This is a genomic window from Arenimonas sp., assembly GCF_041913985.1.
GTDB lineage: Bacteria > Pseudomonadota > Gammaproteobacteria > Xanthomonadales > Xanthomonadaceae > Arenimonas.
Genome location: NZ_JAYSEG010000007.1, coordinates 71,119 through 96,718 on the forward strand (window position 1 = coordinate 71,119; position 25,600 = coordinate 96,718).

The 25,600-nt window shown below is 70.8% G+C and carries 28 protein-coding genes; 17 read left to right on the top strand and 11 right to left on the bottom strand.

Features of this window, described 5'->3' with window-relative positions; translation table 11 throughout:
• Nucleotides 1-36 precede the first annotated feature (36 nt).
• The 4 genes from ACE3Q2_RS03885 to hutG are packed head-to-tail and all read left to right on the top strand — an operon-like array spanning nt 37 to nt 3,887.
• Nucleotides 37-516, top strand: coding sequence for a peptidylprolyl isomerase (locus ACE3Q2_RS03885; RefSeq protein ID WP_231697602.1), 480 nt, complete (start codon nt 37-39; stop codon nt 514-516).
• A gap of 39 nt (nt 517-555) precedes the next feature.
• Nucleotides 556-1,806, top strand: a complete 1,251-nt coding sequence (locus ACE3Q2_RS03890) for a DUF418 domain-containing protein (protein ID WP_374472928.1) — start codon at nt 556-558, stop codon at nt 1,804-1,806.
• Between the two features lie 38 nt (nt 1,807-1,844).
• Nucleotides 1,845-3,098, top strand: coding sequence for an NAD(P)/FAD-dependent oxidoreductase (locus ACE3Q2_RS03895; RefSeq protein WP_374472930.1), 1,254 nt, complete (start codon nt 1,845-1,847; stop codon nt 3,096-3,098).
• Between the two features lie 9 nt (nt 3,099-3,107).
• Nucleotides 3,108-3,887: an N-formylglutamate deformylase gene (gene hutG, locus ACE3Q2_RS03900; RefSeq protein WP_374472932.1), complete on the top strand. Its 780-nt coding sequence runs from the start codon at nt 3,108-3,110 to the stop codon at nt 3,885-3,887.
• Here hutG and ACE3Q2_RS03905 read toward each other — a convergent pair.
• From ACE3Q2_RS03905 to parE, 8 genes are all read right to left on the bottom strand, one after another.
• A complete protein-coding gene (locus ACE3Q2_RS03905) occupies nt 3,818-4,108 on the bottom strand; it encodes a hypothetical protein (RefSeq protein ID WP_374472934.1) in 291 nt (96 codons plus the stop codon). The two genes, hutG and ACE3Q2_RS03905, sit on opposite strands and share 70 nt — an antisense overlap.
• On the bottom strand, nt 4,105-6,096 hold the full coding sequence (locus ACE3Q2_RS03910) for a hypothetical protein (RefSeq protein WP_374472936.1): 1,992 nt from the start codon (nt 6,094-6,096) through the stop codon (nt 4,105-4,107). Before ACE3Q2_RS03910 ends, ACE3Q2_RS03905 begins: the two co-directional genes overlap by 4 nt.
• Nucleotides 6,097-6,098: 2 nt before the next feature.
• Nucleotides 6,099-6,878, bottom strand: a complete 780-nt coding sequence (locus ACE3Q2_RS03915) for a hypothetical protein (RefSeq protein WP_374472938.1) — start codon at nt 6,876-6,878, stop codon at nt 6,099-6,101.
• Complete coding sequence (locus tag ACE3Q2_RS03920) at nt 6,878-7,339, bottom strand: hypothetical protein (protein WP_231697595.1); 462 nt, start codon at nt 7,337-7,339, stop codon at nt 6,878-6,880. The genes ACE3Q2_RS03915 and ACE3Q2_RS03920 overlap by 1 nt, the downstream gene beginning before the upstream one ends.
• A complete protein-coding gene (locus ACE3Q2_RS03925; RefSeq protein ID WP_374472941.1) occupies nt 7,336-7,974 on the bottom strand; it encodes a hypothetical protein in 639 nt (212 codons plus the stop codon). Before ACE3Q2_RS03925 ends, ACE3Q2_RS03920 begins: the two co-directional genes overlap by 4 nt.
• A 73-nt stretch (nt 7,975-8,047) precedes the next feature.
• On the bottom strand, nt 8,048-8,623 hold the full coding sequence (locus ACE3Q2_RS03930) for a hypothetical protein (RefSeq protein ID WP_374472943.1): 576 nt from the start codon (nt 8,621-8,623) through the stop codon (nt 8,048-8,050).
• A gap of 365 nt (nt 8,624-8,988) precedes the next feature.
• Nucleotides 8,989-10,137 carry a PilT/PilU family type 4a pilus ATPase gene (locus ACE3Q2_RS03935; RefSeq protein ID WP_231697592.1) on the bottom strand — a complete coding sequence of 383 codons (1,149 nt, stop codon included), beginning with the start codon at nt 10,135-10,137 and terminating at the stop codon, nt 8,989-8,991.
• 64 nt (nt 10,138-10,201) lie between these two features.
• Nucleotides 10,202-12,091 (bottom strand): DNA topoisomerase IV subunit B, encoded by a 1,890-nt coding sequence (gene parE / locus ACE3Q2_RS03940; RefSeq protein ID WP_231697591.1) that lies wholly within the window; start codon nt 12,089-12,091, stop codon nt 10,202-10,204.
• Between the two features lie 184 nt (nt 12,092-12,275).
• Here parE and ACE3Q2_RS03945 point away from each other — a divergent pair, with 184 nt between their 5' ends.
• The 8 genes from ACE3Q2_RS03945 (at nt 12,276) to ACE3Q2_RS03980 (ending at nt 19,053) form a co-directional block, all read left to right on the top strand.
• Nucleotides 12,276-13,934 (top strand): CTP synthase, encoded by a 1,659-nt coding sequence (locus ACE3Q2_RS03945; RefSeq protein WP_374472946.1) that lies wholly within the window; start codon nt 12,276-12,278, stop codon nt 13,932-13,934.
• The gene (gene kdsA / locus ACE3Q2_RS03950; RefSeq protein WP_231697589.1) at nt 13,934-14,773 is read left to right on the top strand and encodes a 3-deoxy-8-phosphooctulonate synthase; all 840 of its coding nucleotides are present in this window, start codon (nt 13,934-13,936) and stop codon (nt 14,771-14,773) included. The genes ACE3Q2_RS03945 and kdsA overlap by 1 nt, the downstream gene beginning before the upstream one ends.
• A 19-nt stretch (nt 14,774-14,792) precedes the next feature.
• A complete protein-coding gene (gene eno, locus ACE3Q2_RS03955; RefSeq protein ID WP_231697588.1) occupies nt 14,793-16,079 on the top strand; it encodes a phosphopyruvate hydratase in 1,287 nt (428 codons plus the stop codon).
• A 9-nt stretch (nt 16,080-16,088) separates the two neighbouring features.
• The gene (ftsB, locus tag ACE3Q2_RS03960) at nt 16,089-16,430 is read left to right on the top strand and encodes a cell division protein FtsB (protein WP_374472948.1); all 342 of its coding nucleotides are present in this window, start codon (nt 16,089-16,091) and stop codon (nt 16,428-16,430) included.
• Nucleotides 16,427-17,113, top strand: coding sequence for a 2-C-methyl-D-erythritol 4-phosphate cytidylyltransferase (gene ispD / locus ACE3Q2_RS03965; protein WP_231697586.1), 687 nt, complete (start codon nt 16,427-16,429; stop codon nt 17,111-17,113). Before ftsB ends, ispD begins: the two co-directional genes overlap by 4 nt.
• A gap of 157 nt (nt 17,114-17,270) precedes the next feature.
• Nucleotides 17,271-17,753, top strand: coding sequence for a 2-C-methyl-D-erythritol 2,4-cyclodiphosphate synthase (ispF, locus tag ACE3Q2_RS03970; protein WP_374472951.1), 483 nt, complete (start codon nt 17,271-17,273; stop codon nt 17,751-17,753).
• Nucleotides 17,750-18,778, top strand: coding sequence for a tRNA pseudouridine(13) synthase TruD (gene truD, locus ACE3Q2_RS03975; protein ID WP_231697585.1), 1,029 nt, complete (start codon nt 17,750-17,752; stop codon nt 18,776-18,778). The genes ispF and truD overlap by 4 nt, the downstream gene beginning before the upstream one ends.
• A gap of 68 nt (nt 18,779-18,846) precedes the next feature.
• The gene (locus ACE3Q2_RS03980; protein WP_231697584.1) at nt 18,847-19,053 is read left to right on the top strand and encodes a hypothetical protein; all 207 of its coding nucleotides are present in this window, start codon (nt 18,847-18,849) and stop codon (nt 19,051-19,053) included.
• A 2-nt stretch (nt 19,054-19,055) separates the two neighbouring features.
• Here ACE3Q2_RS03980 and ACE3Q2_RS03985 read toward each other — a convergent pair whose 3' ends face one another.
• Nucleotides 19,056-19,640: a Smr/MutS family protein gene (locus ACE3Q2_RS03985; RefSeq protein ID WP_374472953.1), complete on the bottom strand. Its 585-nt coding sequence runs from the start codon at nt 19,638-19,640 to the stop codon at nt 19,056-19,058.
• 79 nt (nt 19,641-19,719) lie between these two features.
• Between ACE3Q2_RS03985 and surE the strand changes: the two genes are divergently transcribed.
• From surE to ACE3Q2_RS04000, 3 genes are read left to right on the top strand one after another with little or no spacing between them, the layout of a single operon-like run.
• Nucleotides 19,720-20,499: a 5'/3'-nucleotidase SurE gene (gene surE, locus ACE3Q2_RS03990; RefSeq protein ID WP_231697582.1), complete on the top strand. Its 780-nt coding sequence runs from the start codon at nt 19,720-19,722 to the stop codon at nt 20,497-20,499.
• A complete protein-coding gene (locus ACE3Q2_RS03995; RefSeq protein WP_231697581.1) occupies nt 20,496-21,173 on the top strand; it encodes a protein-L-isoaspartate(D-aspartate) O-methyltransferase in 678 nt (225 codons plus the stop codon). The genes surE and ACE3Q2_RS03995 overlap by 4 nt, the downstream gene beginning before the upstream one ends.
• The gene (locus tag ACE3Q2_RS04000) at nt 21,173-22,102 is read left to right on the top strand and encodes a peptidoglycan DD-metalloendopeptidase family protein (protein WP_374472956.1); all 930 of its coding nucleotides are present in this window, start codon (nt 21,173-21,175) and stop codon (nt 22,100-22,102) included. Before ACE3Q2_RS03995 ends, ACE3Q2_RS04000 begins: the two co-directional genes overlap by 1 nt.
• Nucleotides 22,103-22,152: 50 nt before the next feature.
• On the opposite strand, the gene ACE3Q2_RS04005 is transcribed toward ACE3Q2_RS04000, so the two are convergent.
• Together ACE3Q2_RS04005 and yhbY are read right to left on the bottom strand one after the other, a co-directional pair.
• On the bottom strand, nt 22,153-22,527 hold the full coding sequence (locus ACE3Q2_RS04005; RefSeq protein ID WP_231695772.1) for an Mth938-like domain-containing protein: 375 nt from the start codon (nt 22,525-22,527) through the stop codon (nt 22,153-22,155).
• Nucleotides 22,528-22,535: 8 nt separating this feature from the next.
• Complete coding sequence (gene yhbY, locus ACE3Q2_RS04010) at nt 22,536-22,841, bottom strand: ribosome assembly RNA-binding protein YhbY (protein ID WP_374472959.1); 306 nt, start codon at nt 22,839-22,841, stop codon at nt 22,536-22,538.
• Nucleotides 22,842-22,916: 75 nt separating this feature from the next.
• Here yhbY and rlmE point away from each other — a divergent pair, with 75 nt between their 5' ends.
• Nucleotides 22,917-23,546 carry a 23S rRNA (uridine(2552)-2'-O)-methyltransferase RlmE gene (gene rlmE, locus ACE3Q2_RS04015; protein WP_231695770.1) on the top strand — a complete coding sequence of 210 codons (630 nt, stop codon included), beginning with the start codon at nt 22,917-22,919 and terminating at the stop codon, nt 23,544-23,546.
• Nucleotides 23,546-25,444 carry an ATP-dependent zinc metalloprotease FtsH gene (gene ftsH / locus ACE3Q2_RS04020; protein WP_374472962.1) on the top strand — a complete coding sequence of 633 codons (1,899 nt, stop codon included), beginning with the start codon at nt 23,546-23,548 and terminating at the stop codon, nt 25,442-25,444. Before rlmE ends, ftsH begins: the two co-directional genes overlap by 1 nt.
• Nucleotides 25,445-25,600: the final 156 nt, after the last annotated feature.

Genomic DNA, 25,600 nt, shown 5'->3' on the forward strand with positions numbered 1-25,600 from the left:
CGCCGGTCGCGTCACCGGCCCCTCCACGGAATCCCCATGAAGATCGAGAAGAACCACGTCGTCCGTTTCCACTACACCGTCTCCGAGCCGGGCCAGCCGGCCATCGAGACCTCGAAGGACCGCGAGCCGCTGGCCATCCTGGTCGGCCACGGCAACATCATCCCGGGCCTCGAGGCCGCGATGATGGACAAATCCGAGGGCGACAGCTTCGAAGTGACCGTCGGCCCGGAAGAGGCCTACGGCGAGCGCCGCGAGGGCTTCGTGCAGCGCGTGCCCAAGAAGCACATCCGCGAAACCCGCCTCAAGCCGGGCCAGCAGGTCATCATCAACACCTCGATGGGCCCGCGCGCGGTCACCGTCATGAAGGTGGGCGCCACCGTGGTGGACGTGGACCTGAACCACCCCATGGCCGGCAAGACCCTGCAGTTCCAGGTGGAAGTGGTGGGCGTGCGCGCGGCCGAGCCGGTCGAGATCGAGCATGGCCACGTGCACGGCGACGGCGGCGTGCAGCACTGAATTAGGTAAAGTGGCGCCGGGGCGGGGAGGCCCCGGGCCATGAACGAACCCGCTTCGCTGGCGCCGGTCACCGGCGTCGAACGCATCCAGGCCCTGGACGTCGTCCGGGGCTTCGCCCTGCTGGGCATCCTGCTGATGAACATCGAGGGCATGGCCGGGCCGCTGATGGCCTCCATGACCGGCCTCGACCCGCAGCTCACCGGCGCCGACCGCTGGGTGGACGGCGCCATCTACCTGCTGGTGCAGGGCAAGTTCTTCCCGCTGTTCTCGCTGCTGTTCGGCATGGGCTTCACCGTCATGCTGATGCGCGCCGAGGCGGCGCAACGGCCGTTCTTCGGCCTGTACCTGCGCCGCGTGCTGGCGCTGCTGGCCATCGGCCTGGCGCATGCGCTGCTGGTGTGGTCGGGTGACATCCTGGTCACCTACGCGCTGATGGGTTTCCTGCTCCTGCTGTTCTTTCGGCGCACGCCGCAGTCGCGGCTGCCGAAGTGGGGCGTGGCGCTGATGCTGGTTCCGACCGTGCTGACGCTGTCGTTCGGCCTGCTCGGCAGCGCCATGCAGGCGATGCCGGAAGAGGCGCGCGCCAGCTTCGACCAGGCCATGGCCCAGCAGGCCGTGCAAATGGCGGCGGAAATCGACTCGCAGCGCCAGGCCTACGGCAGCGGCAGCTTCGCCGAGGCCACCGTGCAGCGCCTGCACGACTTCACCAGCATGATCGGCTTCATCCTCATCTATGGCGCCTTCATCCTGGGCCTGTTCCTGGTGGGCGCCTGGTTCGCGCGCAGCGGCGCCATCGCGCGCCCCGGCGAATTCGAACGGGTGCACTGGCGGCTGCGCTGGGTGGCGCTGCCGGTGGGCATAGCCATGGTGCTGGTGTCGTTCTGGCTCGAGCCGACGCTGGACTTCGGGCGCCTCGACCTGCGTGCCTCCACGGCCCAGGTGCTGCAGATGCTGGGTGGCGCGGTGATGGCCCTGGGCTACCTGGGCTGGGTGGTGCGCGGGCTGGGCTGCCCCGCCGTGGCGGGCTGGCTGAATCTGCTGGCGCCGGCCGGGCGGATGGCGCTCACCAACTACCTGATGCAGTCGCTGGTGATGACCACGGTGTTCTTCGGTTACGGCCTGGGCTGCTTCGACCAGCTGCCGCGCGCCTGGCAGCCGCTGCTGGTGCTGGGCTTCTTCGCCGTGCAGGTGGCGCTGAGCCACTGGTGGCTGGCGCGCTTCCGCTTCGGCCCGGCCGAATGGCTCTGGCGCGCGGCCACCTACGGCAGCCTGCCGCCGATGCGGCGCTGAGCCGCGCCGCCCGCGCGGCCGCCGGGTAGAATCGCCGCATGAGCCAAGATGCGGATGTGCTGGTCCTCGGCGGTGGCGTGATCGGCCTCGCCTGCGCCCATTACCTGCTGGCCGAGGGGCGCTCGGTGCGCGTGCTCGAGGCCGGGCGCGTCGGCGCCGCCACCTCCTGGGGCAACTGCGGCACGCTCACGCCCAGCCACGCCGCGCCGCTGGCGGCGCCGGGCATGGTGGGGCAGGCGCTGCGCTGGATGCTCAGCCCCTCGGCGCCGCTGTACGTGAAGCCGCGCTGGGACCCGGCGCTGATGCGCTGGCTGGCGAAGGTGGCCGGCCGCTGCAACCGCCGCGACTGGCGCGAGAGCGGCCTGGCCAAGGGCGCGCTGCTGAAGTATTCGCGGGCGCTCATCGAAGACCTCGTCTACGGCCAGGACCTGGACTGCGGCTTCGAGGCCGGCGGCCTGCACTACGTGTTCCGCACCGAACGCGCGCTGGAGAAGCAGCGCCGCGACCTGCCCCTGCTCGAAGAGCTCGGCATCCCCGCCCGCGTGCTCGATGGCGCCGCGCTGGCCGCCGACGAACCGGCGCTGCGGCCGGGTCTGGCCGGCTCGGTGTTCTTCCCGGGCGACGCCCAGCTGCGGCCCGACCGCTACACCGCCGAGCTGGCCCGCGTGGTGCGCGCCGACGGCGGCGTGATCGAGGAGGGTGTGCGCGTCACCGGGCTCGAGCGTGGCCGCAACGGCATCGAGGCGGTGCACACCAGCGAAGGCCGCCGCACCGGCGGGCGCGTGGTGATGGCGCTGGGCGCCTGGTCCACCGAATTCGCGCAGATGCTGCGCCTGCAGATCCCCATCCAGCCGGGCAAGGGGTATTCGATCACCTACGACCGCCCGGCCGCGCCGCCGCGCCGGCCGCTGGTGCTCAAGGAGCGCAGCGTCTGCGTCACCACCTGGGGCGACGGCTACCGGCTGGGCAGCACCATGGAATTCAGCGGCTACGACGACAGCCTCAACCGCGCGCGCCTGGACGCGCTCGAGCGCGGCGCCGGCGAATACCTGCTCGAACCGGTGGGTCCGGCCAAGCGCGAGGAGTGGTGCGGCTGGCGGCCCATGACCTGGGACGACCTGCCGCTGCTGGGCCGCGCGCCCGGCTTCAACAACCTGTTCCTGGCCACCGGCCACGGCATGATGGGCATGGGCATGAGCGCCGGCACCGGCCGCCTGCTGGCCGACCTGGTCACCGGCCGCGCGCCGGCGATCGACCCGGCGCCGTACGCGCCCGCCCGCTTCGCCGGCTAGACTCGGGGCATGGACGACGTCTACACGCTGCACCGCGGTTCGCTGCCGCTGCTCATCAGTCTGCCGCACGACGGCATCGCGCTGCCCGAGGACATCGCCGTCCGCGTCACCGACGCCGCCCGCGGCGTGCCCGACACCGACTGGTTCGTCAGCCGCCTGTACGACTTCGCGCGCGGCCTGGGCGCCTCGGTGCTGGTGCCGCAGTACTCGCGCTACGTGGTGGACCTCAACCGCCCGCCCGACGACGTGTCGCTGTACCCGGGCCAGAACACCACCGGCCTGTGCCCCGCGGTGCGCTTCAGCGGCGACCCGGTGTACCTCGAGGGCCAGGCGCCCGGCCCGGACGAAGTGGCGGCGCGCGTGCAGCGCTACTGGCGCCCCTACCACGACGCGCTGGCCGGCGAACTCGCGCGCCTGAAGCAGGCGCATGGCCGCGCCGTGCTGTGGGAAGGCCACTCCATCCGCAGCGTGGTGCCCTTCCTGTTCGAGGGCCGGCTGCCCGACCTCAACCTCGGCACCGCCGGCGGCGCCAGCTGCACACCGGCCACGCAGGCGCGGCTGGAGGCGGTGCTGGCGGGGCAGGGCGATTACACCCACGTGTGCAACGGCCGCTTCAAGGGCGGCTACATCACGCGCCACTACGGCCAGCCGGCGACGGGCGTGGAGGCGATCCAGCTCGAGCTGGCGCAGTCCACCTACATGGACGAAGCGACGGGGCGTTACGACCGCGAGCGCGCGGGCAGGCTGCAGGGCTTGCTGGAAGCGCTGCTGCGCGCCGCGCTGGGCTGAGCCGCGGGGACGAGCGCCGGGTGCCTGAGCACCCGGGCGGCGCGGGCGGCGGCCGGCTCGCCGCAGGCTTCGGGCAGCACGGGGGCCGGTTTGGCGGCCGGCGCCGGCGAGTTCGCGGCGCGGCCCTCGCTGGCCTGAAGGCCCACCGCGAGCGCGGCCGCCACCACCAGGCCGGCCAGGCGCAGGACGATGCCCTTGGGGTGCGGGATGCGCGGCTTCATCGCTGGCGCCTCGCGCCGATGTCCACGCGCGCCGCGTCGCGCACCTGCACCTCGACCGCACGGCGGTCGCCCTGTTCGTCGAGGAACCAGGGCAGGGGCAGGTTGTCGGGCACCACTTCGATGGTGTGCGCACCCACCGCGACGCGCGGGAATTCGAAATTGCCCTGGCTGTCGGTTCGCACCGAGTAGCGGCCGTCGAGCAGCACGGTGACGTTGCTCGCGGGCAACTCGGAGGCGGCGCGCTCGCCGTCGCCGTTCTCGTCCAGGAAGACGCTGCCCGTGATGCTGCCGAAGGCCGAACCCGGCGCGCCGCCGAGCACGCCGGCGCTGGTGCCGGCTTCGCGCTCGTAGCGCAGGCTCAGGAAGATGGCGCGGTCGCGCGGCAGCGCCACGAAGGGCTGTTCGGTGGCGAGCGGGTCGATGATGAAGGGCGAGCGGCGCGTGCCCTGGTTCTCGTACACCGTGGCCACCAGCCACCAGCGGTTGGCGACGCGCCAGGCCAGGTTGAGGTTGAGGTCGGTGCCGCGGAATTCGTCGCCGCCGCTGCTGCGGTTCCAGCGCGCGGTGCCGTCGATGGTGAGGCGGCTGCCGATGTCGAAGCCGCCATAGGCCGACAGGGTGGCGACGCCGGTGGCGGGCAGGCCGTCGTAGGCGAGCTCGCCATAGGCCGCGCTGAGCGACAGGCGCTGGCCGCGGCGCATGGGCAGGGCCTGGTCGAGCGTGACGCGCCAGCTGTCGTCGCCCTGGTCGGCGCCGCGGCTGCTGGTGTGCTCGAACTGCAGCCGGCTCGTGCCCCAGCGGCTGCCGCGGTCCATGAACCATTGGCCCGACAAGGTTTCGGCGGAGCCCGAGCGGCGCACGGCCAGGTTGCCGCCGTAGCCGGTGGTCGCCGTGGCCTGGTAGCGCGCGTAGCCGGTGCCGTACCAGCCGTCGAAGCTGTTGCCCGAAATGCTGGTGATGCGGTCGATGCCCGCGCTCCAGTTCCAGCGCGCGTGCTGGTAGGCGGCGCGGTAGTAGGCGCCGCGGCTGTCGTTGGCGATGGGCTGGGCGCCCCAGGCCAGGGCCGGCTCGAGGTTGAACACGCCGTAGCGGTGGGTAATCCGGCCCTGCTGCAGGCGGCCGTCGGCCCAGGCGCCCCAGGCGCCGCCGAGGTCGCCGTCGCTGGACTGCAGGTTGAAGTTCAGGGCGTGCTTGCCCGCCTCCCAGCCGGTGGCGAAGTGCACGGCCTCGGTGCGGGCGTCCTGGTAAAGCGTGCCACCCAGGTCGTCGGGGAGCAGGCGGCCGTCGGTGGCCAGCGCCGACACCGCGCCCCGCCAGTGCCGCGACCACTTCCACTGCGCGCCCAGTGCGCCGACATTGCCGTCGGCCAGGTCGAAACCGACCACGCGCGCGCCTTCGAACACGCCGGCGCGACCCAGCGCCGCCTGCAGCTGCAGCCCGCGCTCGGACTGCCGCCACTCGGTGCTGGCGCCGGCGAAGGGCACGCTGGGCAGGAAGAAGCGGAACTGCTCGCGCGCCAGGTCCGGCGACGGCGTGTTGAGCACGCCCAGGCCGTTGTTGCCGCGCCAGCCGCCGCCCATGAACAGCCCGCGCTGCCAGAGCGTGGCGATGCCGCCGATGGCGCCTTCGCCCCCGGTGTTGCGGTTGGAGTGGATCAGGGATGCGTCGAGCGAGAGGTTTCCGTAGGCCTCGGTTTCCCGGAAGCCGCTGAAGCTGAGGCCGCCCTCGTTGAAGGTCTCGTCACCGCGTTCGGTGCGGCTGAGCAGGGCCTCGAGCCGGAAGGAGCGCGGCAGGCCGGTGGCGTCGAAACCCTCGCTCTCGTCGGGCGGCAGCGGCGCCAGCTGGTCGGGCGCGATCACCTGGTCCTGCCAGGCCTCTTCTTCCTCGCCCGTCACCGGATCCTGCGCGGCCAGCGCCAGGGACGGGGCGAACAGCAGCGCCGCGGCGATGCTGGCGGCCAGTCGCCGGTGGGGAGGCGCGCCCGCCACGGTCAGCGCCCCGCCGCGAGGTCGATGTCGAGGCGCTCGGTGCGCCAGTCGAGGCGGCCCTTGAGCTGGACCGGGAAGGAAATGCGGACCGGCTCGCCTTCGTTGACGATGGGATAGAGCGCGATCTCGCGCTCCAGCCCGGGCATGATGGGCGCGCTGGTGGGGGCCAGCGTCCAGCGCTTGCCCTCGGCGTCGACGCCGTCGACGAAGCCGTCGAGGCGGCCGTGGGCGTTGCCCTCGTTGCGCACCCGCAGGTACGGCACGTCCACTCCGTTGAGTTCGGTGACCCCGCTGCCGGCCAGCCGCAGGCGCGCGGCGCCCTTGCCGATGTCGAGGTAGACGATGATGCCGATGCGGCCCGCCACCGGCAGCACCATGCCCGGCACCGGCGTCGGCTCGCCCTCGAACATGATGGCGAAGCGGCACTGGCCGTCGGGGGCATCCGCGGGCACCCGCACTTCGAAGCGGAAGCGGCGCCGGCCGTTGGGCGGGACTTCGATCTCGGTCGCTTCGAGCGCGGTCCAGGGGCGGCAGCTGCCGGGCGCGAGCGCGGAGGAGAACTGCGCCGTGCCCTTCTCGTCCAGCACCCAGTCGGCCGTGCTCACCTTCATGCGCGAGGCCACCGGCGAGATGTTCGAGACTTCGATGACGTCGCGGAAGACGCCACCCGGCTGCGCCCGTTCCTCGAAGCGCGGCGGCATGATCTGGGCGGAGAAGCCCTGCGCGAGCGCGGGCGCCGGGGCGAGCAGGAAGAGGGCGAGAAGCCACGCCGACAGCCGCATCAGGTGCCCTCCGCTTCGATTTCGAACGAGAACTCGAGCTGCTCCGGGCGGACCATCTGGTCGCCATCGGCGCGCAGCTGCATCACGAAGGTGTCTTCGAGCAGGTCGGTGGTGATCGGGCCGGAGTACACCAGCGTGCGCTCGCCGTCGCGCACCGCGCCGGCGAGCAGCACGCCGCGGGTGGTCCAGCTGGCGAGAACGCGGCCCTGCGGCTGCGGCGCCAGCACGTGGTAGATGCGGGCGTTGCGGCCGCGCCAGGGCGAGACGTCCAGGCGCACCAGCACGGTGACCTGGCCGACGAGGTCGTCGGAGCCGCCCGGGGCCAGGTCTTCCCACTTCATGCGCACCAGCGGGCTGAGCACCTGACTGGCGCTGTCGTCCACGCGCTGGGCCTGGGCCATCGCCGGGAGCGGCGCGACCAGCGCGGCCAGCAGCAGGAGGAAGGCGAGGGCGCGGCTCATGGCGCGGTGAGGGTGTAGGTGATACGGGCGGTGTAGGTGCCGGCGCCGACGATCTGGCTGTTGGCGTAGCGGAAGCTCAGGCAGCTTTCGCGCCAGGTGTTGCGGAAGAAGTTGGTCTGCAGCGTCTGCTGGCCGCCCTGGAAGGTGCCGGCGAGGACCGGCTGGGTGGCGCCACCGTCGCCGTTGCCGCTGCTGGTCCAGCTGATCTCGGAGATGGGGATGGTGTCGCCGTTGGCATTGGTCAGCGTCGCCGGGGCGGTGACCGTCAGGATGGCGTCGAGGCTGCCGCCCTGGGCGTTGCCCGGGCGGCGGAAGAAGCCGCCGACATAGAGCTGGCCGGCGTTGCAGAACTGGTAGCCGTCCCAGTCACTGGTGGTGCGGCCGTTGGCCGCCATCGGCAGGGAGGTGCCGTTGCCGACCTGTGCCGCCGGCACCGTGACCGCGACGCGGGAGATGGCGCCGCCGGACAGCGGCGTGCCGCCATTGGAGTAGCGGCCGGAGAAACGGCCGTCGCCCACCCGGAGGTAGACCGCCCGGTCGCCGCTGTTGATGGTGACGATGTACGCATGCGCCTCGCCGGCCCCGGCCAGGGCGGCCAACAGGAGCACGGCGGTGGTCGCGCGGACAGGGGTCATGGGCGGGCGTGCAGGGGGTGGGGGTCGCGGGGCGGGCCTGGGCCCGCCCCGCGCATTCAACGCCGGGGCCCGGTTACGGGTTCGAGGCGGTGAAGGTCACCGAGCCGGTGTAGGTACCGGCGCCGATGATGTCGGTGTTGCTGTAGGCGAAGGTCCAGTCGGCGCTGCGGTTGACGACGCTGTTGCCGACGTTGGCGGTGATGGTCTCGGCGGCGCCGGTGGCACCGTCGACGATCGCCGGGACGTCCAGGGCGGCGTCGTCGGAAGTGGCGAGGATCTCGGCCCAGGACAGGGTGTCGGGGCCGTTGCTCAGCGGGCCGGTGGTGGTGGCGTCGAGGCTGATGTCGCCGACGTTGCCCAGCAGGGAGACCGCGAGGGTGCCGTTGGAGGTGGCGGCGATGTCGGCGTCGTCGCCCATGGTGGCGGCCGGGACGTCGAAGCTCACCAGGTCCTGGGTGGCGCCGTTGCTGCCGACCTGGAAGCGGATGAAGCGGGGAACGTTGATCTCGAAGTCAACGGCGGCGTTGGCGGCGATGGCGCCGTTGCCGGTGACGAAATCGGACTCGGCCATGGCCGGGGTCATCGCGATCAGGCCGAGGGCCGCCACGCCGGTGAGGGCGAGGCCTCGGAAAGCACGGACGTTCTTCATGAGCAGGTTTCCTAAGGTGTTGTTTGCAGGGTGAAACGACTGGATTGTTGGGTAGACATTCCGGGCCGGCTCACCGACCAGGGGCACGCAAACAGCGGGCAGGGAGTCAAATGCATGAACCGTGCCAACCCGGGGGTTCAGGTCGGTGACGGGCGCGTAAACGCCGTGAATTGCGCACTACGTCACAGTATGTGAAGGCCCGGGCCGACGCAAACCGGGGCGCTTACCGGCCGTCCGGCCGACGGGCGGCCGCTTTTCCGGGTCAGGCGGGGACGATGCGGGGCAGAATTGTGACGCGCAGCGTCACATTTCCGGGCGGCAGGTCACAGTTTCGGCCGGGGAGGGGCCGGAGCGGCCCTTGGGGCTCAGCCCTTCCAGTGCTTGTGGCTGGGGTCCACCAGCATGTCCTGCAGGTCTTCCAGGCGCAGGCCGGCGGCGTCGCCACCCTGGGGCGCGGGGCCTTCCAGGCGCACCCGCAGCGACAGGTCGGTGCGGGAATCGGCGTTCTCCAGGGCCTCCTGGTAGGTGATCTCGCCGGCGGCGTAGAGCTTGTACAGGGCCTGGTCGAAGGTCTGCATGCCCTGTTCGTTGCCCTGCTTCATGGCCTCGCGGATGGTGGCGATCTCGCCCTTCTCGATCAGGTCGGAGATGTAGGCCGAGGACAGCAGCAGTTCGATGGCCGGCACCCGCTTGGTCTTCACGCCCTTGAGCAGGCGCTGGCCGATGACCGCCTTGAGGTTGAGCGACAGGTCGATCAGCAGCTGGTGGCGGGCCGTTTCCGGGAAGAAGTTGATGATGCGGTCGAGGGTCTGGTTGGCGTTGTTGGCGTGCAGCGTGGCCAGGCACAGGTGGCCGGTCTCGGCGTAGGCGATGGCGGCCTGCATGGTCTCGCGGTCGCGGATCTCGCCGATCATGATCACGTCCGGCGCCTCGCGCATGGCGTTCTTGAGCGCGTTGGCGTAGCTCTGCGTGTCCAGGCCGATCTCGCGCTGGTCCACCACCGACATCTTGTGCGTGTGCACGTATTCGATGGGTTCCTCGACGGTGAGGATGTGGCCGGTGCGGTTCTCGTTGCGGTAGTCGATCATCGAGGCCAGGGTGGTGGACTTGCCCGAGCCGGTGGAGCCGACCACGAGCACCAGCCCGCGCGGCATCATGATGATTTCCTTGAGGATCTGCGGCAGGTTCAGGCTTTCGATCGACGGGATCTTGTTGGTGATGAAGCGCACCGCCATGGCGATCTCGCCGCGCTGGCGGTAGACGTTCACGCGGAAGCGCCCCATCTCGCCCAGGGCGATGGCCAGGTTCATCTCCCAGTTCGCCTCGAAGTCCTTCATCTGCCGCTCGTTCATGACCGAATAGGCCATGTTCCGGACCTCTTCGCCGGTGAGCATCTGGTTGCCGATGTGCCGGGTGTGGCCCTCGATCTTGATGCTCGGCGGCGCGCCCGCGCTCAGGAACAGGTCCGAGGCGTTCTTCTGCGCCATCAGGCTGAGAAATGCGGTCAGTTCCACGAACGGCTCCCCGGTTGATCCCCTTGCCGCCGGACTATAGCCGAAGGCCGGCCGGCGTCTTCATTCACACCTCGAGCGAGGCGAGGTCGCCCTTGGCCTCCAGCCAGGCCTTGCGGTCGCCGGCCCGCTTCTTGGCCAGCAGCAGGTCCATCAGGGCCCGGGTCTGCTCGGCGTCGTCCACGGTCAGCTGCACCAGCCGGCGGGTGTCGGGGTGGATGGTGGACTCGCGCAGCTGCGAGGGGTTCATCTCGCCCAGGCCCTTGAAGCGGGTGACGCTGACCTGGCCGCGGATCTTCTCGCGCTCGATCTTGTCGAGCAGCAGGCGCTTTTCCTCTTCGTCCAGGGCGTAGAACACCTGCTTGCCCACGTCCACGCGGAACAGCGGCGGCATGGCCACGAACACGTGCCCGGCCCGCACCAGCGCCGGGAAATGGCGCAGGAACAGGGCAGAGAGCAGGGTGGCGATGTGCAGGCCGTCGGAGTCGGCGTCGGCCAGGATGATGACCTTGCCGTAGCGCAGGCCGTCGATGGCCTCCACGCCCGGGTCGCAGCCGATGGCCACGGCCAGGTCGTGCACCTCGTTCGAGGCCAGCACGCCGCCCGATTCCACTTCCCAGGTATTCAGGATCTTGCCGCGCAGCGGCAGGATGGCCTGGAATTCCTTGTCGCGGGCCTGCTTGGCGCTGCCGCCGGCCGAGTCGCCTTCCACCAGGAACAGCTCGGTGCGGCCCAGGTCCTGGCTGATGCAGTCGGCCAGCTTGCCGGGCAGGGCCGGGCCCTGGGTGATCTTCTTGCGGGTGACCTGCTTTTCGGTCTTCAGGCGCGCCGCGGCGCGATCGATGGCCAGCTGGGCGATCTGCAGGCCGGTTTCCACGTGCTGGTTGAGCCACAGCGAGAATGCGTCGTGCGCCGCGCCCTCGACGAAGGCGGCGGCCTGGCGCGAGCTCAGGCGTTCCTTGGTCTGGCCGCTGAACTGCGGGTCGGTCATCTTCAGGCTCAGCACGTAGCTCACGCGGTCCCAGACGTCCTCGGGCGCCAGCTTCACGCCGCGCGGCAGCAGGTTGCGGAAGTCGCAGAACTCGCGCAGCGCGTCGGTGAAGCCCGAGCGCAGGCCGTTCACGTGGGTGCCGCCCTGGGCGGTGGGGATGAGGTTGACGTAGCTTTCCTGCACCAGCTCGCCTTCCGGTACCCAGGCCACGGCCCAGTCCACCACCTCGGTGTCCTTGGACAGGTGGCCCACGAACAGTTCGGCCGGCAGCAGGTCGCGGCCCGCCAGTTCGCCGCGCAGGTAGTCGCGCAGGCCGTCCTGGTAGAACCACTCGTTGCGCTCGCCACTGGCCTCGTCGAACAGCTTCACGGTCAGGCCGGGGCAGAGCACGGCCTTGGCGCGCAGCAGGTGGCGCAGGGCGCGCACGGCGATCTTGGGCGTGTCGAAGTACTTCGGGTCCGGCCAGAAGCGCAGGCGGGTGCCGGTGTTGCGCTTGCCCACGGTGCCCACCACCTCGAGCGGCGAGCTGCGGTCGCCGTCGCGGAACTCCATGCGGTGTTCCTGGCCCTCGCGGCGGATCAGCACCTCGACCTTCTTCGACAGCGCGTTCACCACGCTCACGCCCACGCCGTGCAGGCCGCCGGAGAAGGTGTAGTTCTTGCCGCTGAACTTGCCGCCGGCGTGCAGGCGCGTGAGGATCAGCTCGACGCCGGGGATCTTCTCCTCGGGGTGGATGTCCACCGGCATGCCGCGGCCGTCGTCGGCCACCTCGACGCTGCCGTCGGCGTGCAGCACCACTTCCACCGTCTTCGCGTGGCCGGCCAGGGCCTCGTCCACCGAGTTGTCGATCACCTCCTGGGCCAGGTGGTTCGGGCGGGTGGTGTCGGTGTACATGCCGGGGCGGCGCTTGACCGGGTCCAGGCCCGAGAGCACTTCGATGTCGGCGGCGTTGTAGCGGGTGTTCATTCGGTTCCGGGGGCCTGCGGTTCGGGGGTGTCGGCGGGTCGCCCAGAATGGCGGGCCGCCCCGGTTCCATCAAGCCCGGCGCGTCGGCGCGCCCCGGGGCCGCGCAAGTGCTTGATAAGGGGCGGTAATTCGCGTCCGGGCGGTCGAGCCGGTAGAATACGGTTTTCCAGCGCCCCCAAATCCCATGACCCGTCTCGTCTTTGTTACCGGTGGCGTGGTGTCCTCGCTTGGCAAGGGCATCGCCGCGGCTTCGCTGGCGGCCATCCTGGAGGCCCGCGGCCTGCGGGTGACCATGATGAAGCTCGACCCCTACATCAACGTCGACCCCGGCACCATGAGCCCGTTCCAGCACGGCGAGGTGTACGTCACCGACGACGGCGCCGAAACCGACCTCGACCTGGGCCACTACGAGCGCTTCCTGCGCGTTCGCCTGAGCCGCAAGAACTCGGTCACCACCGGCCGCATCTACGAAAACGTGATCCGCAAGGAGCGCCGCGGCGACTACCTGGGCGGCACCGTGCAGGTGATCCCGCACATCACCGACGAGATCAAGCGCTGCATCTTCGAGGCCACCGACGGCTTCGACGTGGGCCTGGTCGAGATCGGCGGCACCGTGGGCGACATCGAGTCGCTGCCGTTCCTCGAGGCCATCCGCCAGATCCGCACCGAGCGCGGCCCGGACCAGGCCATCTTCATGCACCTCACCCTGGTGCCGTACATCGCCGCCGCCGGCGAGCTCAAGACCAAGCCCACCCAGCATTCCGTGAAGGAACTGCGCTCGATCGGCATCCAGCCCGACATCCTGGTCTGCCGCAGCGAAAAGCCGCTGCCGGACGGCGAGCGCCGCAAGATCGCGCTGTTCACCAACGTGCCCGAGAAGGCCGTCATCAGCTGCGTGGACGTGGACAACATCTACAAGCTGCCGCTGTGGCTGCACAGCCAGGGCCTGGACGAGATCGCGGTCGAACGCCTGCGGCTCGAGGACAAGGCGCGCGCCGCCGACCTCTCCGAGTGGGAGGCCGTGGTGGACGCGGTCGAGCACCCGGTGGACGAGGTCACGGTGGCCGTGGTGGGCAAGTACATCGACCACCAGGACGCCTACAAGTCGCTGTCCGAGGCGCTCAAGCACGGCGGCCTGCGCCAGCGCACCCGCGTGAAGCTCAAGTGGCTCGAGTCCGAGCAGGTCGAGAAGGAAGGCACCGGCATTCTGGCCGGCGTGGACGCCATCCTGGTGCCCGGCGGCTTCGGCGACCGCGGCTTCGAGGGCAAGGTGCTCACGGCGAAACACGCGCGTGAGAACGGCATCCCGTACTTCGGCATCTGCTACGGCATGCAGGCCGCGGTGGTCGATTACGCCCGCCACGTGGCCGGCCTGGCCGGCGCCAACAGCACCGAGAACGACCGCAATTGCGCCCACCCGGTGATCGGCCTTATCACCGAATGGCGCACCGCCACCGGCGAAATCGAACGCCGCGACGAGCACTCCGACCTCGGCGGCACCATGCGCCTGGGCCTGCAGGAGCAGCGCCTGAAGCCCGGCACGAAGTCGCGCGAGCTCTACGGCAAGGACGTGGTGGGCGAGCGCCACCGCCACCGCTACGAATTCAACAACCGCTACCGCACCCAGCTCGAGGACGCCGGCCTGGTGATCAGCGCCAAGTCCATGGACGACCTGCTGGTGGAGATGGTGGAGCTGCCGGGCCACCCGTGGTTCGTGGCCTGCCAGGCGCACCCGGAATTCCTGTCCACGCCGCGCGACGGCCACCCGCTGTTCACCGGCTTCATCCGCGCCGCCCGCGAGCACAAGGCCGGCGGCCGGCTCCTGAAGGAGGCCCAGGCCTGATGGAACTTTGTGGTTTCAAGGTGGGGCTCGACCAGCCCTTCTTCCTCATCGCCGGTCCCTGCGTCATCGAGTCGCTCGAGCTGCAGATGGAAACCGCCGGCCGCCTGAAGGAAATCACCGGCAAGCTCGGCATTCCCTTCATCTTCAAGTCCAGCTTCGACAAGGCCAACCGCACCTCGGGCACCAGCTTCCGCGGCCCGGGCCTGGAGGGCGGCCTGAAGGTGCTGGCGGAAGTGAAGCGCCAGCTCGGCGTGCCGGTGCTCACCGACGTGCACGAATACACCCCGATGGACGAAGTGGCCGCGGTGGTGGACGTGCTGCAGACGCCCGCCTTCCTGTGCCGCCAGACCGACTTCATCCAGAAGGTGGCCAGCGCCGGCAGGCCGGTGAACATCAAGAAGGGCCAGTTCCTCTCGCCCTGGGAGATGAAGCACGTCACCGAAAAGGCGCGCGCCACCGGCAACCAGCAGATCATGGCCTGCGAGCGCGGCGTCAGCTTCGGCTACAACAACCTCGTCTCCGACATGCGCTCGCTGAGCGTGATGCGCGACACCGGCTGCCCGGTGGTGTTCGACGCCACCCACAGCGTGCAGCTGCCCGGCGGCGCCGGCGGCAAGAGCGGCGGCCAGCGCGAATTCGTGCCGGTGCTCTCGCGCGCGGCGGTGGCGGTGGGCATCAGCGGCCTGTTCATGGAAACCCACCCGGACCCGGAGAAGGCCCTCAGCGACGGCCCCAACGCCTGGCCGCTGCCGAAGATGGCCGCCCTGCTCGAAACCCTGCTCGAACTCGACCGCGCCACCAAGCGCGCCGGCTTCCTCGAGATGCAGGAAACCCCCTGAAACCTTGCCAAGAGCCGACATGACCACGATCAGCCACGTCCACGCCCGCGAAATCCTCGACAGCCGCGGCAACCCCACGCTCGAAGCCGAGGTCACCCTCGCCGACGGCAGCTTCGGCCGCGCGATGGTGCCCTCGGGCGCGTCCACCGGCACCAAGGAAGCCGTGGAGCTGCGCGACGGCGACAAGAGCCGCTACCTGGGCAAGGGCGTGCGCAAGGCCGTGGCCAACGTCAACACCACCATCGCCGAGGCCATCAAGGGCTTCGACGGCGCCGACCAGGCCGGCCTCGACAAGAAGCTGATCAACCTCGACGGCACCGAGAACAAGGGCCGCCTGGGCGCGAACGCGCTGCTGGGCGTGTCGCTGGCGAACGCGCATGCCGTCGCCGCCTCGAAGCGCATGCCGCTGTGGGCGCACCTGGCCGCCGGCCGCGAGGCCGTGCTGCCGGTGCCGATGATGAACATCATCAACGGCGGCGCCCACGCCGACAACAACGTGGACATGCAGGAATTCATGGTGCTGCCGGTGGGCTTCGACAGCTTCGCCGAGTCGCTGCGCGCGGGCACCGAGATCTTCCATTCGCTCAAGTCCGTGCTCAAGGGCAAGGGCCTGGGCACCGCGGTGGGCGACGAAGGCGGCTTCGCGCCGGACCTCAAGAGCAACGAGGAAGCCATCGAGGTCATCCTCGAGGCCATCGGCAAGGCCGGCTACAAGGCCGGCGAAGACGTGCTGCTGGGCCTGGACGTGGCCAGCTCGGAGTTCTTCGACAACGGCAAGTACAACCTGGTGGGCGAGGGCAAGCGCCTCTCGCCCGAGCAGTTCGTCGACTTCCTGGCCGGCTGGAGCGCGCAGTACCCGATCATCACCATCGAGGACGGCATGGCCGAGCACGACTGGGCCGGCTGGAAGCTGCTCACCGAGCGCCTCTCGGGCAAGGTGCAGCTGGTGGGCGACGACCTGTTCGTCACCAACCCGAAGATCTTCAAGGAGGGCATCGACCAGGGCGTGGCCAACGCCATCCTGATCAAGGTGAACCAGATCGGCACGCTCACCGAGACGCTCGAGGCCATCGCCATGGCCGACCGCGCCCGCTACGCGGCCATCGTCTCGCACCGTTCGGGCGAGACCGAGGACACCACCATCGCCGACATCGCCGTGGCCACCACCGCCACCCAGATCAAGACCGGCTCGCTTTGCCGCAGCGACCGCGTGGCCAAGTACAACCAGCTGCTGCGCATCGAGGAAGCGCTGGGCGCCAAGGCGCGCTACGCCGGCCGCGACGCCTTCACCAGCCTCAAGCGCTGAGCCACGCCCTTGCGTCGCTGGTGGCTCTATGCCTTGCTCCTGCTGGCCTTCGCGGGCCTGCAGGCGAAGCTTTGGTGGGGCGACGGCGGCATGCGCGAGGCGCGCCAGCTTGAAGTGCGCGTCGAGGACCAGCGGCGCGAGAACGCCCGGCTGCAGCAGCGCAACGACGCGCTCTCGGCCGAGGTCGAGGACCTGAAGTCGGGCGAGGCCGCGGTCGAGGACCGCGCGCGCAGCGAGCTGGGCATGATCAAGCCCGGCGAAACCTTCTACCGCGTGGTCGAGCCCGCCGGGCCCGATGGCGCGCCGCCCACCGTGTCGGTGCCGCCGGTCGAGCAGGAGCCCCGTCCGTGACCTGGGCGGTGGTGCCCGCCGCGGGCCGCGGCACCCGCTTCGGCGCCGAAACCCCCAAGCAATACCTGATGCTGGCCGGCCGCCCGGTCATCGAACACAGCCTGCGCGCCGTGCTCGACCACGACGACGTGGACGGCGTGGTGGTGGCCCTGGCCGCCGACGACCACGACTGGCCGGGCTGGCGCGACATCGGCGGCAAGCCGGTGATCACCTGCATCGGCGGCGGCGAACGCGCCGATTCGGTGCTGGCGGGCCTGCAGGCGCTGCCGGCCTCGGTCAGCGACGACCAGTGGGTGCTGGTGCACGACGCCGCGCGCCCCTGCCTGCGCCGCCAGGACCTGGCGCGCCTGCTGGCCGTGGGGCAGGGCGACCCGGTGGGCGCGCTGCTGGCGGCCCCCGTGCGCGACACCCTCAAGCGCGCCGACCAGGCCGGCCGCAGCGCCGCCACCGAGCCGCGCGAATGGCTCTGGCGCGCGCTCACGCCGCAGCTGTTCCGCCGCGGCGGCCTCACCCGCGCCCTGCTGGCCGCGCTCGGCGCCGGCCTCAAGGTCACCGACGAGGCCATGGCCATGGAGCGCCTGGGCCTCAAGCCCTGCCTGGTCGAAGGCAGCGAAGACAATTTGAAGATCACCACGCCGGCCGACCTCGCCCTGGCCGAATTCCTCCTGGCGCGTGGGGCTTAAAAAGCTTGAACACGGATTTGCACGGATAAGAGCCGATAAACACGGATAGAGCGGTTTGGGTTCAGAATCGGCGTCCGGCGTTTGTGTCTTACCCTTCTATTCCGCTTTATCCGTGTTTATCGGCTCTTATCCGTGTCATCCGTGGCAAAAATTAAATATGACAGACATTCGAATCGGCCAGGGTTACGACGTGCACGCCTTCGGCGAGGGCGACCACGTGGTGCTGGGCGGCGTGCGCATCGCGCATGAGCGCGGGGTGCTGGCGCATTCCGACGGCGACGTGGTGATCCACGCGCTGTGCGACGCGCTGCTGGGCGCGCTGGCGCTGGGCGACATCGGCGTGCATTTCCCGCCCACCGACGAGCGCTGGAAGGGCTGCGACAGCCGCGTGTTCCTGCGCCACTGCCAGGCCCTGCTGGCCGAACGCGGCTGGCGCGTGGGCAATGCCGACGTCACCGTGGTCTGCGAGCGGCCCAAGGTGGCCGCGCACGCGCCGGCGATGCGCGCGAACCTGGCCGCCGACCTCGGCATCGCCGTCGACGCGGTCAGCGTCAAGGCCACCACGTCGGAAAAGCTCGGCTTCACCGGCCGCGGCGAAGGCCTGGCCGCCATGGCCGTGGCGCTGCTGGTGCGCGCGTGAGCGCGCTGCCGGGCGGCTTCGGCGCGCCGGTGCTGTCGGCGCTCTACCGCGCCACGCCCGAGGATTTCGTGGTAAACGAAATCCCGGGCTTTGAAGCCACGGGGCAGGGCGAACACCTGCTGCTCACCGTGGAGAAGCGCGGCGCCAACACCGCGCACATCGCCAAGCGCCTGGCGCGTTGGGCCGGCATCCCGGAAATGGGCGTGGGCTACGCCGGCCTGAAGGACCGCCACGCGGTCACCCGCCAGCGTTTTTCCGTGCACCTGCCCAAGCGCGTGGCGCCCGACCTGGCCGCGCTGCAGGACGAGGAACTGCGCGTGCTCGACAGCGCCTGGCACAACCGCAAGCTGCCGCGCGGCGCGCTCAAGGGCAACCGCTTCGAACTGGTGCTGCGCGAGGTGGCGGGCGACGCGGATGCCATCGGCCGGCGCCTGGCCGCCATCGCCGCCGGCGGCCTGCCGAATTATTTCGGCGTGCAGCGCTTCGGCCGCGAGGGCGACAACGTCGAGGCCGCGCGGCGCATGTTCGCCGGCCAGCGCGTGCACCGCGACCAGCGCTCGATCTACCTCTCGGCCGCGCGTTCGGAAATGTTCAACGCCGTGTTGGCCGCGCGCATCGCCGCCGGCGACTGGGCCACGGGCCGCGAGGGCGAAGTGTGGATGCTCGACGGCACCCAGAGCGTGTTCGGCCCCGAGCCGGCCACGGAAGAACTGGCCGCCCGCGCCGCCCGCATGGACATCCACCCCACCGGCCCGCTCTGGGGCACCGGCGAGCTGCGCTGCACCAGCGCCACCCGGGAGCTCGAGCTGGCCGCGCTGGAACCCTTCGCCGACCTGCGCGCCGGCCTGGAAGCCGCCGGCCTGAAGCAGGAGCGCCGCGCCCTGCGCGTGCGCGTGCAGGACCTGGCCTGGCACTGGCCCTCCGACGGCGTGCTGGCGCTGGCCTTCACCCTGCCGCCGGGCGCCTACGCCACCGGCCTGCTGGCCGAGCTGGGCGAGGTGCGGGAGGCCGGCCGGGCCGGCTGAGGCGGCACTTGCACGGGGCGGAGGCAGGCGTAATCTGGCGCTGCGGTTTTCCTACCTAGGAGGTCGCCATGGTTACCGCCCGCAAGTGCCTCGCCCTTGCCGCCGCGTCCCTGCTGCTGCCCGCCTGCGCCAGCACCGACACCGCCGCCCTCGCCGGCAGCAAGGCCAGCATCGACACCGACATCGCCTACGTGCTTGCCGTCGAACAGAAGGCCAAGCCGGCCGGCGTGCGCGTGGTCTGGGTGCACCCGCCCAAGAAGCGCGGCGAAGACTGAGCTCAGCCGGTGCCGGGAAGCTGCTCGCCCGGGCGTTTCCGGGCCAGCAGCACCAGGACCGCGCCGGTGCCGCCCATCGCTTCCGGTGCGGAGGCGAAGGCGAGTACGTCCGCGCGTTGGCGCAGCATCCGGTCCACCAGGGCCTTGAGCACCGAGCCGCCGGCGGCGGCCCGCAGCCCCTTGCCGTGGATGATGCGCACGCAGGCGTGGCCGCCGGCGCGTGACTCGGCCAGGAACTCGCGCAGCCAGCGCTCGGCTTCGGGGGCGCGCATCTGGTGCAGGTCGAGTTCGCCGCCGACGCTGTACTGGCCGCGCCTGAGCGCCTTGAGCACCTTCTCGGGCACCTCGTCGCGGCGGTAGGCCAGGGCTTCGGCGGCCTCGATGGTGGCTTCGAACCAGCCGGCGCCGCGCGACTGCGCCAGCGCCTCGGCCTCGTCCAGCGCGCGCATGCGCGGCACCGGGGCCGGGCGGGGCTTTTCCGGTGCGGGCGGCGGCGCTTCCAGCGGGCGCACCCCGCCGATCGCCTCCCGGAACAGGGCGGCGTCGTCCTCGCTGACGACCGGAACGGGTGGCTTGCGCTTGGCCATGCGCGAAAGACTAACCCGGGACGGGTGATGCCGCGGTGGGCGCATCCGTTATCATGGGGTCCTTACTGCAGGACCCCCGATGCGCGTACTGGTGAGCAATGACGATGGCGTGGAAGCCCCCGGCATCCGCGTCCTGGCCGAGGGGCTGCGCGCCGCCGGCCACGAGGTGACGGTGGTGGCGCCCGACCGCGACCGCTCCGGCGCCAGCAATTCGCTGACGCTGGACCGTCCCATCCGCGTCAAGCCGCTGGGCGAGCGCACCTGGCGCGTTTCCGGCACGCCCACCGACTGCGTGCACCTGGCGCTCACCGGCCTGCTCGAGCGCGACCCGGACATCGTGGTCTCCGGCATCAACACCGCCGCCAACCTGGGCGACGACGTGATCTACTCGGGCACCGTCGCCGCGGCGATGGAAGGGCGCTTCCTGGGCCTGCCCGCCATCGCCATGTCGCTGGTCACCGACGAGAACTCGGGCCGCCACTACGACACCGCCGCCCGCGCCGCGCTGGAAATCACCGCGCGCCTGCTGGTGGACCCGCTGCCGGCCGACACCATCCTCAACGTCAACGTGCCCGACCTGCCCTGGGCCGAAGTGCGCGGCTACGAGGTCACCCGCCTGGGCCACCGCCACCGCGCCGAGCCCTGCATCGAGCAGGTGGACCCGCGCGGCCGCCCCATGTGGTGGATCGGCCCGGCCGGCCCCGAGCAGGACGCCGGCCCCGGCACCGACTTCCACGCCGTGCGCACCGGCCACATTTCCATCACCCCCATCCACGTCGACCTCACGCGCTACCAGGCGCTGGAGAAGGTGGCCAGTTGGGTGGGCGGCCTGCGCGAAGGGATGACGCGCCCCGCATGATGCCCCGTTACCTCACCCAGCCCGAGGCGAAGGGCCTGGGCATGACTTCGCAGCGGGCCCGCGACCGCATGATCGAACGCCTGCGCGGCGAAGGCGGCATCGCCGACGAACGCGTGCTCACCGCCATGCGCACGGTGCCGCGCCATCTGTTCATCGACGAGGCGCTGGCCAGCCGCGCCTACGAGGACACCGCGCTGCCCATCGGCAACGGCCAGACCATCTCCCAGCCCTGGGTGGTGGCGCGCATGACCGAGGCGCTGATCGAACACGGCATGCCCGGCCGCGTGCTGGAAGTGGGTACCGGCTCGGGCTACCAGGCCTCGGTGCTGGCCACGCTGGGCCTGGAAACCTACAGCGTCGAGCGCATCGAGGAACTGCTGCGCATCGCCCGCCGCCGCTTCCGCCACCAGGGCCTGAACGTGCGCACCCGCCACGACGACGGCCGCGCCGGCTGGCCGGAATACGCGCCCTTCGACGGCATCATCGTCACCGCCGGCGCCGCCGCCATGGAACAGGCCCTGCTCGACCAGCTCGCGGAAGGGGGCACCCTGGTGGCGCCCATCGGCGGCCCCTCGGGCCAGCGCCTGCTGCGCCTGCGCCGCATCAACAGCGAACTGGTGCAGGAAGACCTCGGCGCCGTGGTGTTCGTGCCCCTGCTGCCGGGCACGCTCTGATGCGGTCCGCCTTCGCCCGCCTCGTCGTCGCGACCCTGGTGCTGGCCCTGCTGGCGGCCTGCGGGCAGTCGCGCGTGGTGCGCCGCGAGGGCTCGCGCCCGGCGCCGCCGCGGCCCGCCGCGGCCTCGGTGCCGCGCGATGGCAGCTACGAGGTGCGCCGCGGCGACACGCTCTACGGCATCGCCTTCCGGCACGGCCTGGATTACCGCGAAGTGGCGGAATGGAACCGCATCCCGCCGCCGTACACCATCTACCCGGGCCAGCGCCTGCGCCTGAAGGGTGCCGCGCCGGCCCGCGGGCCGGTGCGGGCCGCAGCGCCCGCGCCGGCGCGCCCGGTGACGGGCATGCCGCCGCCGCGCAGCGGCACCACCGGCACCGTGTCCAATCGCCCCGGCGCGAATGCGCCGCGCGAGGTTTCGCCCGCCGTGGCCAGCGCGCCGCCGGCGGGCACGGCCGCGGGCACGCTCCCGGCGGCTTCGCCGGCAGGTACACCGCCCGCGGCCACGCCCGCGCCGGCTACGCCTGCGCCGGCGCCCGCCGTGCCGGCCGCGGTCAGTGCCGCCGGCTGGCGCTGGCCGGCCCAGGGACAGCTGATCGGCCGCTTCGTCGCCGGCGACCCCAAGCGCCAGGGCATCGACATCGCCGGCAACGCCGGCCAGCCCGTGCTGGCGGCGGCCGACGGCGTGGTGGTGTATTCGGGCGCGGGCCTGGTGGGCTACGGCGAACTCATCATCGTCAAGCACAGCGACGAGTGGCTGTCGGCCTACGCGCACAACCGCCGCCGCCTGGTGGGCGAGGGCGCGCAGGTGAGGGCCGGCCAGCAGATCGCCGAACTGGGCCGCACCGGCACCAGCCGCGACATGCTGCATTTCGAGGTGCGCCGCAACGGCAAGCCCGTGGACCCGCTGCAGGTCCTCCCACGCCCCTGATCCCGCTTTGTAGGAGCGGCTTCAGCCGCGAAGCTTTGCGCCCCGAAGCCTCACCCCGGCAGCAAAAACGCCCCCACCACCGTGCGCCCCTCGGTCGCCAGCACGTTGAACGTGCGCGCCGCGGCGGCGTTGTCCATCACTTCCATGCCCACGCCGCGCGTGAGCATCGCGGCCATCACCGCGGCGCTGGGGAAACGCTGGCGCGGCCCCGTGCCCAGCAGCACCACGGAGGGCTGCAGCGCGAGCACGGCGTCCATGTCTTCGGGCAGCAGGTCGGCCGCCGAGGCGGGGCGCCAGCCTTCGACGAGGCGGTTGGGCGAGAGCAGGAAGCTGCGTTCCAGCAACTGCTGGTTCACCAGCACGCCGCCGGCGCTGGCGCCGCGCAGGACGTAGGTGAAGTCCGGGTTTTCCTGCGACAGCTGCACGGCGGGGCTCAGCCCTTGGGCAGCACGATCAGCGGCTTGTCCTGGCTGCGCCTGTAGAGCACGCCGATGTTGCCGATGCGGGTGACCAGCGCCGCGTCCGCGCGCTCGCACAGCTCGGCCAGCCACTGGTCGCGCAGCTCGCGGTCGCCCGCGGCCACCTTCACCTTGATCAGCTCGTGGTGTTCGAGCGCGATGCCGGCCTCGGCCACCAGGTTGTCGGTGATGCCCTTGGCGCCGACCAGCAGCACCGGCTTGAGGTCGTGGGCCAGGCCGCGCAGGTAGCGCTTCTGGGGATTGGAAAGTGCGGCGGCCATGACGTTCCGGACGGGGCGAAAAGGGGGTCTAGGGTATCATGGCCCCCGACTCCCCCTCCCGGTCACACGCGCCCCATGGCCCGCAGCCGCAGCAGCCACCGCTGGCTCAAGGAACACTTCGACGACCCCTTCGTGAAGAAGGCGCAGGCCGAGGGCATGCGCTCGCGCGCGGCCTACAAGCTCGAGGAGCTGATCGAACGCGACCGCCTGCTCAAGCCGGGCATGGTGGTGGTGGACCTGGGCGCCGCCCCGGGCGGCTGGTCGCAGGTGGTGCGCCGCGACCTGGGCGACCGCGGCCGGGTGCTGGCCCTGGACATCCTGGACATGCCCCCCATCGCCGGGGTCGAGTTTATTCACGGCGATTTCAGAGAGGACGGACCATTGTCCCAGCTGGAATCCCTGCTGGGCGGCACCCCGGTGGACCTTGTGCTTTCCGACATGGCCCCCAATATGACCGGCGTGGATACCGTGGACCAGGCCCGGGCGATGTACCTCTCGGAACTGGCCCGCGATTTCGCGGACAAGCACCTGAAGGTCGGTGGCACCTTCCTGATCAAGCTGTTCCAGGGCGAAGGCTTCGATGCCTACGTCAAGGACCTCAGGACCCGCTACGACAAGCTGGTGATCCGCAAGCCCGCGGCGTCACGGCGCCGCTCGAACGAAGTCTATGCGCTGGCCACCGGCAAGCGCCGAGGAACGAACTGATGAACGACCTGGCTAAAAACCTCCTGCTCTGGCTGGTCATCGCCGTCGTGCTGATGGCGGTGTTCAACAGCTTCTCCACGCCGGGGGCCGCCAGCACCGAGCTGACCTACAACCAGTTCATCAACGAGGTGAAGGACGGCCGCGTGTCCGAGGTGACCATCGCCGACAACGGCCTGGCCATCACCGGTACCCGCAAGGACGGCAGCCGCTTCACCACGTCGAACCCGCGCGACAACCGCCTGGTGGACACGCTGTTCGAGAACGGCGTCAGCACCACGCAGGAAACGCCGGCCGAGCGCTCGATGATGCTCTCGCTGCTGTTCAACCTGCTGCCGGTGGCCCTGATCATCGGTTTCTGGTTCTGGATGATGCGCAACATGCAGCAGGGCGGCGGCAAGGGCGCCATGAGCTTCGGCAAGTCGCGCGCCAAGCTGCAGGGCGAGAACGACATCAAGGTCACCCTGGCCGACGTCGCCGGCTGCGACGAAGCCAAGGAGGAAGTGGGCGAGCTGGTCGAGTTCCTGCGCGACCCGGGCAAGTTCCAGAAGCTGGGCGGCAAGATCCCGCGCGGCGTGCTCATGGTCGGCCCGCCGGGCACCGGCAAGACCCTGCTGGCCCGCGCCATCGCCGGCGAGGCCAAGGTGCCGTTCTTCTCGATCTCCGGCTCGGACTTCGTCGAGATGTTCGTCGGCGTCGGCGCCAGCCGCGTGCGCGACATGTTCGACACCGCCAAGAAGCACGCGCCCTGCATCATCTTCATCGACGAGATCGACGCCGTCGGCCGCCACCGCGGCGCCGGCCTGGGCGGCGGCCATGACGAGCGCGAGCAGACCCTGAACCAGCTGCTGGTCGAGATGGACGGCTTCGAGGGGGGCGAGGGCGTGATCGTCATCGCCGCCACCAACCGCCCCGACGTGCTCGACCCGGCGCTGCTGCGCCCGGGCCGCTTCGACCGCCAGGTCACCGTGGGCCTGCCCGACGTGCGCGGCCGCGAGATGATCCTGAAGGTGCACATGCGCAAGGTGCCGCTCGACACCGACGTCGAGCCGGCCACCATCGCCCGCGGCACCCCGGGCTTCAGCGGCGCCGACCTGGCCAACCTGGTCAACGAGGCCGCCCTGTTCGCCGCCCGCGAGAACGCCAAGACCGTGCGCATGGAGCACTTCGACCGCGCCCGCGACAAGATCCTGATGGGCGCCGAGCGCCGCTCGATGGCCATGAGCGAGGACGAGAAGCGCCTGACCGCCTACCACGAGGCCGGCCACGCCATCGTCGGCCGCGTCGTGCCCGAGCACGACCCGGTGTACAAGGTCACCATCATCCCGCGCGGCCGCGCGCTGGGCGTCACCATGTACCTGCCGGAAGGCGACAAGTACAGCTTCAACCGCACCGCCATCGAATCGATGCTGTGCTCGCTGTATGGCGGCCGCGTAGCCGAGGAGCTGATCTTCGGCGCCGACAAGGTCACCACCGGCGCCAGCAACGACATCGAGCGCGCCACCAAGATGGCCCGCAACATGGCCACCAAGTGGGGCCTGTCGGACGAGCTCGGCCCGATCGCCTACGGCGAGGAGGAGGACGAGGTGTTCCTGGGCCGTTCGGTCACCCAGCACAAGAACGTCTCGGACGACACCGCCCGCAAGATCGACGAGGTCGTGCGCGGCATCCTCGACCGCGCCTACGGTCGTACGAAGCAGATCCTCACCGACAACCTCGACAAGCTGCACGTCATGGCCGAGGCCCTGCTGACCTACGAAACCATCGACGCGCAGCAGATCGACGCCATCATGGAAGGCCGCCGCCCGGGCCCGCCGGCCGACTGGGCCAAGTCGGGCCGCCTCTCCAAGGACGACCCGGGCCCGGCCGCGCCGCTCGGCGGCCCGATGCCGCAGACCTGAGGCACGGGCGCCCGTTCGCGGGCGCCCACCCGCCATCCGCGTGCCGGCTCCCGCCGGCTATCCTGTAGGAGCGGCTTCAGCCGCGAAGCTCTTCGCGAGAAGCTTCGCGGCTGAAGCCGCTTGTGTCTGGGTTTTGCCCTAGGGTTTGGGGTGAGA